1 protein-coding gene (cut by a window edge) is annotated in these 15,741 nt (G+C 50.9%); it reads left to right on the forward strand.

Annotated features, from left to right (window positions below; all coding sequences use genetic code 11):
* Positions 1-15,741, forward strand: partial view of an anthrax toxin-like adenylyl cyclase domain-containing protein gene (locus tag ACO6V5_RS00710; RefSeq protein ID WP_422409686.1) — the 5' portion only. 14,121 nt of this gene lie beyond the right edge of the window; the window shows 15,741 of its 29,862 coding nt (coding positions 1-15,741); it begins with the start codon at positions 1-3; the stop codon falls past the right edge of the window.

Consider the following 15,741-nt stretch of genomic DNA (forward strand, 5'->3'; position numbering starts at 1 on the left):
ATGTCTGGTAAGAATGCTAAACGTCCTCAAGTATCAGAGCCTGATTTCAGCCAGTTTCTGGAAATGGCCGACAACGGGCTTTCCCTGGAAGACCGCAAAACGTTTCATTACCGCAAGTTAATGGAGAGTTATAGTGTTTTCGATTCCATCCAGGAGAAAAATTCCGCTAAAGGCTGGCTGGCTGCCAGCCAGATAGAAACCTGGGCGAAGGAGTACCTGCAGCAGGAACCCTTTAAGAAAGACTGGGTAGCCTCAGTGTTATCTCCCGTTCAGGCTTTTCTCAACCGCACCCTTGAAGAACCCCCCAAAACCATTCACCTGTTATTGCTCCAGCCACTGGACAGGGTTGGCCTGGATTATTTGAAAGCCTGGATCAGGGCTAACCCCGATTATCAAATCCATCTCTGGCAGGACTACAGGGTTTCTCTGGCTTCTCTGATGCGAAAATACATCATAGAGTGGGCGCACGCCGATGTTGCCAATGCCCGGGACCTTGAGCCATTTGCCGGACAACTGATCCGTCGAATAATCGATACCCAGCGCCGTGCCGTCAGTCATGTTCTCAATAGTTTCAATAAGGGGGCTTCCATTGACCGGGCAGTGCAGAATTTTCTGGTTTCCTATACCAATGCTTCTGCCAAAGAACTGGCCGCTGAGAAGGCGCGTTTTAATCAGCAGATTCTCTATGCCAGGGAAGAGTTGAGCCGGTTAAGTGACCATGGGAATCAGGCGCACCGGGTTAACGTTCGGGATATTGCGTCACTGTGGCCAGAAGGGAACATTCTGACCAGTGATTACTTCAATGAGCTGCTGCGAGGAAATATTAACGGAGCGGAAAATCTGGCCCGTTTTCAGATCCTGTTCAGTGCGGGTGGCTTTATTGTCAGGCCAGATAGCCTGCCCGGCATCAATCGGGATTGGTTAACGGGGATTGAACTGGATGGCCTGCCAGAGGAAATGCTGGAAGCCGGTATTGTCCAGGCGATTTTGGAGAGCCATCCGGACGACTTCCCTCACCGCCTGGACAAACTCCGGCAACCGCTTCGCAGTGGCTACATTGACAGCCTCAAGCTGCTGGATGATCTCAGGCCGGGGGTTCGTCAGCAACTGCTGGCGGCAGCCAGAGAGACCCGGCAACCCTTTCGGTCAATTAACCAGACGGGTTTGATTCCCGGTACTGTTCAGGCCGGACAATCCCGTGGGCGTCTGTCCGCCAGCATGATGGCCGCCGGTAAGGAGTCGCCTGTCGCACAACGGGTGTTGGCTTTGATGGTAAAAAGGTACCGGTTTTTAGACAATGCCCTGGGGGGAGCTGAACCCTACAACTGGCAGGAGACCCGACGGTTTTATTTCAGCCAGCTGGATGCGGCGAAGGATCAGGGTTTTCCCCTGCATCTGGCCCGCATTGGTACTTACCGGTTGGGACTGCTGCGCGGGGATGAAAGCCTTAACCTGTTTCTCAATGGCGATGAGTTGCTCAGGGAGGCGATGACCGACTATATTCAATCGCTGGGCGAACAGCCCGTGCCCCCGGAGCAGCACCCGATAGGGAAACAGCTGGCCAGCTGGGGGACTTTGTCCACCGAAGAACACCTGGCTCTGGCGGTAGATCCACAGCAAAACAGCCTGTCATTTCATCTTGAAAAGAACAACAGCAAGCTGAAGCAATATGTTCTTCCCCTGGGTCAGGATGACGACATTCAGGCCATCGCCGGATTCCTCCATCGCAGTTACCCTCAGGCGACACAGCGGCTGTCAGCGCTTTCCCCGGATGCTGATCATGCCCTGGATTTTTTTACTGAGCCGCCATCATCTGGGCTGTTGGTTTTGGTTGGCCGATTGACAGCAGATGGTCGTTTATCAGGCTTTTCCGGGTCAGCCCTGGCGGCCGGTCTTGCCAGCCAATGGCTGCGTCAGTCAAGCCACCGAATAAAGATCTACTGTCTTGCCGATCCCGCATTGGGTAATGAGCGCATTGTCGGATTTTTCCGGGAGGTGCTGGCCGCCCTGCCAGAAGGGCAGGCGAGATTGAATACTCTGGAAGTGGCCCGGGAGCTGACCCAGATTGATGATCTTGGCCAGCCCTGGGTCGCTGCTGTTGATGATCGTGGAAAGTTGCTATGGCAGCAGGGGAATGGACAGCACTGGGCCTGTTACAGAACCCCCGGGGGGCACTGGAAAATCCAGTCCTCAGATTTTGCCCCGGGAGAAACGGAAGTTCTTCCACGCAATGATATTTCCCGAGCCATTGACCTCACCAGAGAGCATTATCGTAAGGTGTTGCGTGAGCTTGGATATGATAATGAAAGCGGTTATGTATTCAGTAAGTTGATAAACAAAGGCAAACTGTCTATTCAGTTGCTGCTGGATACCGTGACGGCAGATCGCAGCAGCCAGTCTGAGTACTTTTTATCATCCAGGGACATTCGCCAGATCGAAAGGGACGTCAATCTGGCATTTACCCAATTGCTTGGTTATTCCGGCTTACCGGATGACATGACTGACCGTTTCACGGTGCTGGTGTCTCTGAGTCCCTGGGTAAAAAATGGACTCTATTTTACCAACGAGGGGGTCAAGCTGGTTCTGGGTGGCAGCTTCCTGGACTCTGATCTTTCCCCGTTTCAGTCCACCGCTCTGGCAGAACTGGCTCCAGCCAGCGACCGGGGTAGCTTGATTCTCCTTCATTATTTGTCCATGGTCATTTATGAGCGACTGCAACCGGGGGCGTTCTGGAAGGATTTCAGCATCTTTCACCGCGATGCAACAGGTTGTCAGCCGCTTGGGAAGTTGACGCCTGCTCCCGACACTACCAAGGATGACACTCAGGCTGTGTCGCCTCTGGCACGCCAATCCAGACTCCATTTTGTTATTAAGGATGATGACACTCAGGCTGTGTCGCCGCTGGCACGCCAATCCAGACTCCATTTTGTTGCGGAGTCACTGGCGGCTCTTATACAAAACCAGATTTTACCTCGGGCTTCATTCTCAGCTCTGAATACGCTGCTTTACCGACAACTCCCCGGTAATGACTTAGCAGGCGATCGTCGTCTTTTTCTGTACCAGGGTTGGAGCCATCGCTTTCAAGTGATTGCCACTGCCATCAAACAGCAACAGGAAATCGCCGATTTACAAATCAGTCAGGCGAAGGCTGAAGGTTGGGGTCACAGCGGCGAGCGCGAAGTTCTGGTGAATGCTTCAGGCCAATGGTTTCAGTTGACCCGCACCCGATATTTCACCCTGCTCCAGGATTACCCGACGGGTGCCATCCTTGAATTCTCACGCCATGACCCGATAGCCGAGAGTCTCCGGCAAAGTGACAGACAGCGTCGCGCGCCCCAGGAGCCGGAACCGTCGGAAGTACGTCCGGTCTCCCTGGAGCAGTGGGCGGGAAAGCTGATCCAGGGTGACCAGGCTTTTGCAGCTTCTGGTGTACCGCAAGCCCTTTGGGAAGGATTCAGGGAAATTGCCCGGAAAAACCAGGCACTGATTGCCATCAGGCCCATTAATCCAGATGCCTCCGACCTGCTCAATCATGGTCTGGGTGACGGTATCAAAATTGCCACAAAAGGTTTAAGTGTCAAGGGCAAAAGTGCGGACTGGGGAATACAGGCGGGATTGATTCCCTTCGATTCCGCTTTGTCCAAGGTCTTTGGCAAAGGCGGTCTGGAACATCGGTCGCAGATCGAAAAGGGGGACTACCAGAATGTCCATTCAACCCACTTGCCGGGCATGGCCGCCGTTCAGCTGCAACTGGACTGGAGCGCCATTGAGCGTCGGCTGGAACAGGGCAAGCTGGGTTCGCTGACGCTACTGGAGGATGGCAGTTATCTGGCAACGGTAACTCGTTCCATTGAATCCAGTGATGGCAGAGCCGGTGAGCGCCCGGTGGTGTTTCAGTATCGTTTGACCCGGCAGTCCAATGACCTCTGGAAAGTCGAGTATAAAAGTGAAGACTATGGCATTGGGCATCCGGAATATAATGCTTTCCGTCCCCTGATGGTCATGGCTGAAGTCAATGACGATGGCTCCCGTCGATTGTTTACGGCAGACATTGACCTGTTTGCCCTGTTCAAGCGGTTGGACACATCTTCAAGCGACCTTATGACTGGCGTGAGGGAAGAGGCGGATCGAATTGGGCGGTTATCATCAGCGAACAAGGGCGCGGGTCAGTTTTCCAGCGAACTGGCCAGGGCTCGCTGGCTGTCTGCCTATCGTCGTGTTACCGAAGCATTGGGTACGCGTGAGCGACGCAGGTTTGATCCCGATAAGGGAACCTTGACTCATTTTCAGGAAAACATCATTGACCAGATCAATGAAGCGGCGGCGAAAAAGGGGTTGCCTAAAGTCTGTCACCATGGCACAGAACAGGACAACATCAAATACCCCGAGCGGGATGACAAAATTTTATTTATTGATCCTGAAGGTCGGGTTTATCAAACGGATACCTTTGAACAGGTGTCAAGTATCGAGAAGTACTACGATGTTGTGGATGGCTTCCTGACCTATCGAAATCGTTCATACAAGCGTATTGATGAAACACCAACGGAGATCAGTAACAGGCTGGGAGCCGGCAGCCGGATTAGTTTTCGTGAACGGTTTAGTCTGGCCCCGCTGTTGCAAATCCTTGAGTCGGGACAGCTCAATGAACCTGAGCGCCCAGCTATTCCAGACAAGGCTCCGGTGTTAATCATAGGAGAGGAAGAACTTTCCTATCAGAAGTTTGGTGCAGGTTATCTGACAGAAAAAATTCCGGGAGGACTGGGTATCCTTTTGTATCTGGAAGAGAGATTTGACCTTCCTGCCCGATATATCGCCGTGGAGTTTGATATTGCCGAGTATGACAGGGGGGTTCGAAATAACGATTTTCCCGCTTCACGGCTTCAGGATGATATCAGCAAAGTAACCGACTTGTTTTTGAAAGGGCGGTTAAATGACCAGCTCAGGGAATTGGGCAAAACCGCAAAAAGTATCCGCTATACCAGTGAGGAACAGGTTCGTGTCCTGGTTCATCCGGATAAACCTCTGTTTGAGAGTCATGTCGTTATCCCCGAAGGCGGCAAACCGGTTATTGAAATAGGTACAAAGGGTATTGAGAGCATACCCGATTCAACGCTTCGGGAAGCCGTTTCCGGTTTGTTTGGTTCGGCGCTGTTAAGGTCTATCCAGTTAGCAGGCAAAGATGATCTGGGGCCGGCAGGGAATATCTGGAAATACAGCAATAGCCAGTTAATGAGCCTGGGTCTCTACTATGGGTTGGATGAGAGCTTCAGGCTGGCCCCTCTGTATAATCTTCCCGACGCATCGCTTTATAGTGATTTAGTCGCCAAGGGACCAGACTATATCAGAATCCGGTCCGAACCTCATTCCGATATGTTTCGGGCGGTAAGAGCCGTTTATCAGTCTGGAAGGCTGCATGCAAGGATTGAACACATTCATAAAAATCAGGCTCGGTATTCACCGCTTGAGTTGTCTGATTTTGCCGGAGCGATTTCTGATTACTATGACACCATCAAATCACCGGATGCCCAAAAGGCATTCAGGCTGGCTCTGGGTGTCTATCGTGTCAGATGGCTGGAATCCCTGGATAAAACCAGAGCTAAATTCAAACGCCTTGACGTTGATGCTAAGCAGGATATTGCCCTCATCAAAAATCGGGCGGTCAGTAAACTGGAAGACGTGGCCGGGAAGTTGCAGCATGATGTGCGTCACTCTCTGGTCATTGACCCGGCCCTTCTTGCTGGTCTTCCGGTGTCGTCAATGGAAAAGTACCAGGACGTCATTTTGCGGCAGGCAAAGAAAGAGGTTGATTTAGGCAAAGTCCTCCACAAAAAATCCAACAGGGTAGAGCAGGCCCTGCAAAAGATCTATCAAACGCTTGAGAAAGAGGATGCCATTCATATAGCTCGGGAAAGAATGACCCGGCTGTTATCTGAATACATATTAAAGGACGATAATATTGTACCCAGCCTGATGAAAATAGGGCTTCAGAAAAATACCGTTGGTCTCAAAAAACTCTTCGACACCCTGGTGCTTAAATACGGAAATATCTTCAAAGAAACGCTCGGCTTTACCATGCCATCATTAACCCTTGAAATAGATCTTTCAGGTAATGAGGGCAAAGCAAAACCCGTTTACCATGACGGAAAGATAACCTGGTTTAGCCGCAACAAGGCCAGTAATCAAAAAGAACAGCTGGAGGCTAACAAGGCATTTTTGAATGCCATTGCTGACGGTCTGTCGCAACATGCACAACACACCCTGTCAACTCAATGGCGTGACCAGATCCCGGAAAAATTAAATATTCAGGGCGGGGTAAGAGTATTCAAGGCTGGAAATCAACTTTATGCGGTGGCTTCGACGGATAAGAGTCCTCAGCAACCGTCTGGTGACGAGTCGGTTGACTTGACCGGCAAAGGCAGTCAACCGCTGGCATTCTCTATCAGAAACCCTGAGTCCGGGCACTCTTTTTTAATACGACAGTTGCCGGAAGGTTTTTTGAAAGCTGTTCGCCCGCAAGCGGTACGGGATATCACCGCTTCACGCCCCTTAGCCATGGGGATCACTGATGTCCAGACTGAGCGAATCAGTGCGGACCTGAAGGATATTTTTCAGTCTCTGGATCATCGTTCTGACCAGAGTGGGTTGCTGGTTCGGGATTACAGGAATCTCCATGAGCTTCCCGGAACTGCTCGAATACCCGGCCAGCCGGATGAGAACGACTATACCGGCCTTTATCCTTTCAGAAGGTTGAGCCAGGATGTGGATGGTCTGGGTAATCTGGTTGTCGTCTGGGTTTCACCGGAATACCAGAAAGCTGTCGTTGATTCCGGCGGCAATGTCAGGGACGAACTGAAAAAGCTGAATACCCTGGCCAGCCGTTTTGCGGATTGTCCGGAGCCTTTTCGGCAATACTCCCGGCTGCTGTCTGCTGCTACTGATCCTAGCAAACCAGTCACTCTGGCTGAGCTGGTCCAGTCGGGATTGATGGCAGGCGACTCGCACCGTGAAGCGAAGATAGCAATCCCTCAGGAAGCAAGGCAGCTGATTGTCCTGCAGCACTCAAGCCAGAGTAGTGAAAGCCAGAGTAGTGGAAAACCACTCAATCAGGCGGTGCCCTTTGACCGGCAAGCTGCCGATGATCGTCAGGGGTCACTCAGTATTATTCACGTTGACCCCGGTTATGCCAGTGAGAGGGGCATGACCGACAACTGGTTGTCACAACATACCCGGCTGTTCTCTGAATGGACGGCTTCAGCTTTCCAGGTCGCAGGCAAGTCATCGGCTTTTCCAGAGCAACGGCGAGCAGAACAGCAGGCGCTGATCAGAAAAACGCTGGGTTTCCAGGCATTGAACCGCAAACCTTTGTCATCAGACCTGTTGCCTGTGCCCAAAACAAGTGCCCGGGGTGTCCAGTGGTTTGAGGATGTTATTCAGGGAATTTCCCTGACCAGCGAACCGGGGGAGGGTTACCAGCGGCTGCTCACGGCTGCGGTCGATACTGGCGAAACCACGAACATCCGCTTCGGATTAAAAGCTGAACCGGGTGATAACGGAGGGAAAATTATTCTGGTCGTTCCGGCCAGCCAAGTGGCTGATAAGGGCTACCAGCAGGCCAGACAGCTGCTACTCAGCAGTTTTCGCACTATAAGACTGAAGCCGTATAAATCCCTAAGCAGGGTGATTTCCGATTACAACCAGAAGCTGAAAGAGGCAACAGGGAATGATCAGTCTCCCTACCGGCTGGGAAATATCATTGGCACCGACATCGCTATACAACCTTATGAATGGCATCCGCTCAGTTATGTTCCGACCAGCTATGTAGAAACCCGTTATGAAAACCTGGCCGATTCATTTTCGGTTCTTGGCCGATTGAACACGTCATTAATACAACAGGATCTGTTGTTAAGAGCAAAAACCATTGCGACAGGATTGGCTCGTGACATCAGTGGCAAGACGCCGGGCCGTTCCCTCACTGCCTTTTTAATGCACTTTTTACTGACTGAGTACTATTTCACTCTGGAAAAAGTAAGCCCCAGAACGGATGGCCTTGGGCTTATGGTGTCGCCTACCGATGCCTTGGTGTCAGTTTTGCCAGAGAGCGATATCGAGACGATTAAAAGCTATTTGGACAAGGGAAAGCTGACGGATCTTACCGGGCAACTGTCAAAGGCGTTGGATGAACTCTCTCTGGGTCGCTTTGATCAACTGCCTGCCGGGCATTCAGTAAGGCGGAATTTTGATACGGCGGTTGCTGAGGTGTTTGACCATGCCCTCAGTCTCAGGTACCGGGATGGAAAGGTGCTCCCTGCCTTTCAGCTGGCCGTTACCCATACCGGTAGCCCCTGGCAGCCGGTGACGCCGGGAAGCGCGGAACTGGTGCTTCACAGAATGATGCCCCAGACATCGCGGCAGCCAGTCATTGGGGCTACCGCTTCGTCCGCCAATATATTGATGCAGTTTTGGGGTGAGGGCAGTCCGTTAAATCAACGCTCTGGCACCGGGATTTTGCCTGACGACTTACTGCCACAACTTTCTGCCCTGAAGGAGGGTATCAAACCGGGAAGTGGGCCGGATCAGAACCGGCTGTTTCTTGAGCAGGTTGACCGAACCTATAAGCAGCTTGCGGAATCAAAAGAAAGTTTTAGTGTTGAGCTGAGCAATGTGATTTCAGGGCTTGACCAGGAGAGCCTGGAAAGCCTGGGCAGAGAACTGCTGAGAGTGGTCAGCGCTGACCAGGACGGGGTGAATAATCGTCCGGGGATGAAAAAGCTGGCTCACAGAATGGTAAAACCCCTTGCCAAGTTTGTTGTCGGGCAACGGGCTGGCAACAGGGTGACCAGGGAATCGCTGGAACCCTTAGCCCGCCTGATGGAGCTGTCTGGTTCGCGGAGCCTGACGGTTAAGTCACAGGATAACTTAACCGTCAACAGGGTTGTTCTGCGCACAGACCTGCCACTGGGTACCATTGACTTTGCGCGGGGGGCACCAGGCCAGCCTGACACGCTGGGAATCGGGGCCCTTGACCGGTTTGGCATCAAGCCCGGAGGTGGCTACCTCATTGAGCCATCACAGGGCACCCCCTCCAGCGTCCTTGTTACGGGCAGTGCTGACGATGCCATGGTATTCCCGAAAACGCGGATTACCTGGGATTCGGGTATTTATAAAGAAAAGGCTATTTCCCTGGGGTGGTCCGGTTCGTTACAGGACGATATCAGCGCCCTGATTAAATTGAATGGTCCCGGGGAGCTGGGTGGAAAACGTCGCCTGGCCCAGTATCTGGCCCATGAGCACAGGATTGACTTAACCACTGGTCGGAACATTGAGATCGTTCTGCGCCCGGATCTGAAGCTGGAGCAAAGCCAGATTATTGCCCCGGCTGCTGACCGCCCAGGGGAGCCTCCGGTGATCGTGCGACTGGGGATGGCAGACAGAAAGCAGTTAACTGAAAAAAAGGTATTTGGCAGCACCGTCAGCCGCTTGTTCGGGTTGGCCGCCACTCATAGTTCAAAACTCGCGACGCTACCTTTCCAGAGTCAGGGCGACCCCATGAAGGCCATTCATTCTGTGGGGGAAAAATCTAAACTGTCGTCTGATTATCAGTCGGTGGTGTTGACCAATGATCAAATTCCTCCGGTAGATCAACCACCGGCCAGCCCGATTGGCAGAGTCCTGAACGATCAGATTTATGGTTCAACGGATGACCGTCGTGACATTGATCTGTCCACGAAATTACTTCTTGAAGAAGCCGTTAGAAAAGGCAACTCGGAAAAGATCACACTGGACGGGACCGGTGGCAGGCTTAAGGGGTATTTTCATCATGGCAATGGTGGCCCGGCAGCGGATAAAAAGGTCGTGCTGTTTCTCCATGGAACTCATTTATCCTGTGAAACCCAGGTCAAAACCACCTGGATGCATTACCGTAATCAGGGTATGGATCTTCTGGCGGTCAACGGACGGGGGTTTGGCAAGAGTGATGGCTCCCCCAGTATGAAAGGGCTGACGGACGATGCCTGGACCATGCTGTCGTACCTGATTAAGGATCGAAATATAGACCCCAGTCGTATTGTGATTCACGGCTATTCCATGGGAGCGGCTGTCGGAGCGCATCTGGCCAGGACGGCTGCGGTCCGGCAACAGTTGCCAGCGGGGTTTATTCTTGATCGTCCCATGGCCAGTCTTGGGGCGGCTGTCGTGGCTCATGGCCTGGGTGTTGTTCCCGGTTCTGGCCGTATGATCAACAGGCTGGCAAAACGGTTTAATATCAGAGAAAACCTGCGCAAGGTGTCCACCAAGCTGCCATTGATGTTGTTTTCAGATAACGAAAATCTGGGTACACACGCTGAAAAACTCAGAAAACAATTGCAACAGGATGGTTTTCGAGTGGTTGGTGAGGCTGCCAATGTGGAGCATGAAGACATCAACCGATTGATGGCTCGTTACAAGGACCAAATTGGTTTATTCGTTCGCTCCTCTACTGAAAACCCCAGACCTGAGAATAGAACCCCGCCTGAGCGGAAGCCTTCCTATGAGGGACCTCAGAGCCTGATTCAGGAGGTTTGGGGTGAGGAACCGCGCGATTTTGATGAGCTGGGGTCACGGATTGGCTTATTCAGTGATTTGAAGCCAACGGCCTTGCCCGATGAACAGGATAACCGCTTATACCAAACCCTGGTGGCTGAAGCACCCCATGACCTGAAAATGCTCAATGGTGACAATACCGGCTTTAAGGCTGCCCTGAACTGGCTTTTGCGAGAATATCCCTCTACCAGTGCCAGTAAAGCAGTCGGTCAGATTCTTGAATACATCAGACAACATCCCGGGGACAGCGCCATCACTGAGTGGGCCAGGTTTTTGCTGGTTCACTACGATGGGACGGCCGCCTGGGATAAGCAGAATTTCAGTGTCGCTCTCGGTAAGGAACTCTGGCAGGAACTGTCCAAGACTCAGCTGGATCAGCCTGCCCGGCAACGTATGGCTAAAATGGCTGAGTTGGCAGCGAAGGGCGAGCGCAAAGGGGACCTGGTAAAAGCGGACGGTCTGGGAGACCTTGTCGCTGACAAGTCAGGAAATCCCCATACCATCCTTGACCCCTCGGAAACAGACTTTGAGCCTGTGGTCAGAACACGATCCCGGGCGATTGTTCGCAGTGATTCGAGGAAGGATTTTTTTCTAGTCAACGGTGAGGACTACCAGCGTTCCGGCACGAAAATCATCCGTGCAGACGATGGTAAAGATTCTGTTGGCATCATCCTTTCCAAAACCTGCAAAAGAGTGGTGGGAGCTTCCTGTTCAATGCGGGTTCTGCTCTCTGACCAACCGATAGAACGGCGGGTTATTGATGTATCGCCGGACATGGTTGGAAAGGATGAATCTGCCCGGTTCCAGCTTTACCGCTATGGGGCTTTCAACGGTGAAATTTACCAGATCATCAATGAGAGTGACTCACTCATCAAGGGACGCCGGGTAGTCGGTGCGGACTCGGTGGTTGCTACTCATCGCCAGATAGAACAGAAAAAGCGCGATGGCGGCTTAGGGCGTCCCATCTCGATACCGGTCGGCTCTGTTGAGATTAAGGATATTCTGGTAGAGAAAGAAACAGGCCTGATATTTCAATGGGAAAAGGAATACGCAAAAGCCATCCAGCTGGCGGATGCTGACCCGATACTGAAACTGGAGACCGTTTCCGGCCAGAGTGTTGACCTGGTTCGAAGTGAAAGGCCTGACCGCCTCCTTCCTGATACCCCGGAATCCGCAGATATTTCTCCTTGGGTCATGGAAAAACTGAAATTCATTGAAGACGTTCAGCGACGTGTGCAGGCAGATAATGGCGAGTCTCTTCCAGCCGTTTTGCCGGGGTACGATCAACAGGCGATTAAAAAAGCGATTACGGCCAATATAAGGGAAACGCTGATCGGCTCGATTTCTGCAAAAATTCTGGATAATTTTATGCTCCCTCCCGCTTTAGCAAACGAGGCTGAGGCTAACAGGTTGGCATCACTGTTTGTGGACTCCTTGCTGGAAGGCAGTTTGCCAAAAAGAGGGGTATTGATTTCCGATATGGAACGTTTGGGATTACGTTTCGATGCAGGCGACCAAAGCAACGCAGCATTTTGGTATGGAAAACGCCGCGATCATTTGCCTGATTATAAAAAAATGGTCGAAAGGCACACAAATCAGAAAGTCGTTATTGATTTGGATTTGAATGGTTTGGCCTGGCTACATTCAATGGGTTCCGAATTTTGGAAATTAAGCAGGGGGGCGTACCCAGAAAAAACTAAAGATATGCTTTATAAGTTATTTAACAGAAATACTGCCATTACGAGCTCTTTTTATGCTGCGGGTGTTCAAGGTAGAGTTTATGTTTTTGCAGAGGGTGGGCTGAGGTACGACAATTATTTCTGGAATGGTGTGCTGCCGGTTTTGAGGGACTTGCAAAAGGAGGAAAGGGTTACCGATATTCGGGTAATGACTGACCTAACGCCGCCATCAACCGGCCAGCCGCTGGGACAGGGTTTGATCGACGGTATCACCATGAAGGCTCGTTATGGCAGCCTGAATGCTGAGTTAAAAAGCAGACTGCCCTCTGGACGGGTTTATAAAGACAATGAATTTGTCGATGTGCCGGTTAAGACCGATCTGGTTGAACGGGTATTGCGGAAAAAAATACCCTTCTATCTGCTGCGCTCAGAGCTGAATATCATTGTCGTAAAAGAGGCTGACGGGTTCAGGGTCAGCTCCTGGGCAGATGATGGGGGAGCGAGAAAAATAATTAAGGTGGATGATCCGAATGATCCGAAAAAAATATCAGCGATCCAGAATTTTATCCTGGCAAATTATGAACGATTTGATCGGCTTCCTGATCAAATCGAGCTAACCGGTAATAAGATTTTTACTATTGATGGCAATGACAGGACATCCGTTGCGCTAAAACAGGATGACCGATGGGTTTACTTAAAACAGCCCGACGGGCTCCATTCATTTGGTGTCAGGATTAATACTGGAGACGCCAGCGATGTTGTCCTGTTCGATTCCGGGCAAACCCCCGATGCTCTTTTAAAAGCAGCTGAAGCCGCCAGTGATTTTGATTCAAGAAGTGATTCAGAAAAAATATCTTACCTGGCTGTCATTGAGGAAAGTGGCGGCACGATTGGCATACTGGCCAATTCACCTGAATTTACAGACAGTGATAAGTATGATGATTTTGTTGACCGGTTCACAGACAAGCTGATTTATTATTTAAGCAATAATGAGATCGGCAAACGTTTCAATCAATACCTTCAAAACTTGACAGGGAGGCTGGCTCATCCTGAAAAGTTAAGTGACCTGGATCCCGGTCTGCCTGAGATACGTTTTCCAGAAGAACTCAAGTTAATACTGGTTCTTGAGACTCCGGAAAGCCTTGCCAAGTTGCAGTCCGGGGAAAGGAAAAGACGAGTATTACCCTTCGACCCTAAGGCTGGACAAGGCAACAAGCCGGGCGTATCTGGTTCAATTACCCGCTTGCTGGTCGACCCAACGCTGGGTAAAGCATTTGGTCAATTGAACTATAGCTACAACTTCCCCAAAGTCGCTATGGAAATAATGGCCGCGACTGCCCCTGTCGCCGGTAAAGGTATAGGCAGCAGAGGCCTGGAAGAAGTTGCCAAAGAGGTACTCAATAGCCGTGAAAACCTGAGCCCCATTGATATCAGAAACGAAATACTCCGGAATTATTACCTTTATTTTGACGATATTCCTAAATCTTTCGCGCAGGTGTATGGAGAACTAAAAGCCAAGGCCGTTATTGCTCCTGTTGCCAGGGATAACCAACCCAACCGGATTGGCTTTGAGCGAGAGTATCTCAATATACACGTCCTTAATGAACAAGATGGTTCCCTCCTGGACGCAGACAAACGAAGGAGCCTCGCCTATTCGAAATTAGGTTCTTGGGGCTACCCTCTTCTCAATATTTCAACGGATACCCATCTTGGTGGAGCGATCATTGAGGTCGTCACCGCGCCTCTGACCCTTGATCAGTATAATGAGAAAACCTACTACCGGGTTATGGCAAAGCTGAAAAAAAGCTTCAAGGCGATTCCCCAGGACGGAGCGGAGTCGGTGCAGGGATTTGTTGACCGGTTTAATAAAAGCCTGGAGTCATTAGGTGATGAGGCCGCAGATTACAAGCTTCGTCCTAATCCTTATTTTTCTGGCGATACCCCACTTGAAAACATAAGGTTCACTCGTAACGAACAACGGGAACAGTGGACTGTCAGAGACCAGGGAACATTAAATGCCAATTATCGAGCCATTGGTGACCCGTTTACCATGATGGCCGATCTTATTTATCCAGACGGCCTAAAATCAGTGCTCCCCGATTTCCTGAATGCCCAGGTCCTGGCTCATGAATACGCAAAACGCATTGATACGGGTCAGGTCACCGAGAATATAAGGTCTTTCCTTGTCCATTTGTTCTTCGAAGGACGTATCGTCCATGGAGCGCCTGATCCTAAGGAAACAAAAAAAACGAGAGTGAATTTGCTGTTCAGGTTTGGGGAAGTCGAGGCAATTACCTCCATTCTAAGTAAAAAGGAAGTCGACACACTGGATCGTTATTTTTCCCGGGAGACTATTGAAAACCTGACGGATAAGATACATCAGGATATTGTGTCGGGATTTTCCGAGGAAATAACCTTTCCAGATCTGAAAAAAACCATGCTACAGGAGCGGCTCGAAAGCGTTTTGGAAGCCATTGTGATAAGAAAGAAATATGGCGCTTTTCGGGTTCCGATTCCCTCTTCGGATATTTTAAGTAGCCGCCGTGTTTTTCCTATCGGGAAAGGCACAAGTGAGCTGATCAATATCGGAACGCTTAACCCAGGCTCCAGACTACCGATTGTGAAGACGGCTGATGGTCAACATCACGTTAAAATAGAAATCAGGCATACTCAATCGCAGATACTCTCACTGATCCGGCAATCACCGGAAAGTTCCGGCATGGCCGGCTGGCTGGCACTGATGATGAATCCCGATGCCCTGGGTACTAAGCCCGAGGCAACCCGGGACTTTATTTTAGGCCTGGCGGACACAGCGGTGAATTACAACGGGATTAATCAGGCCGATTTTTTTCATGAAATTCTGCGGGACAAAGTTGTCGGCCTGACGGATGAGCGCATCCAGCAAGTGGAAGACATTTTCATTGACCTGAGCCGGAAACAAGACCCTGGCTTTATCGGTGATGCCAGCAGGCAAGATTTGCTGGCTGAGCTGATCAAGCGCCGGGCCCGTGAGTTACACTCCGATCTGCTTTATGGTCAGCAAGATACCGGTGAACAGGTTATCAGGCTGGCGCAACTCCACGCGCTTTCTAAAACGCCTCCTGCCGGGTTTGATACTGCTGACGGGAAGACCATCGGGCTGGAATTTGATGCCCAGAGGTCCATGAGGGATTTTGAGCGGAAAGATCAGAACGGTCTGAAAACCCTGACGGTGGGTGTAAGGGACGACCTTGCCTATGACAGGGACAAGAGCAACTACCGGGTAACCTATGATGGCCCTGACCTTAATGAGATCAAAATAACAAGGGAAGCTCTCCTGCCCAAAACGATTCTGGTGATTGATAAAAACCGTTACAGGCAGGCACTGTTATCTGGAAGCCTGATCAAGCATCAGTTGCAGTTGGATATTGACGAGATTGTCCGCCAGTTTTCAGAAAGGGGGATAGCGGAAAAACTGGAGGCATTGGGCATAAAAGCCGGGGAA

Origin of the sequence: Endozoicomonas sp. ALD068 (genome assembly GCF_049310145.1) — a bacterium.
Lineage (GTDB): Bacteria > Pseudomonadota > Gammaproteobacteria > Pseudomonadales > Endozoicomonadaceae > Endozoicomonas_A.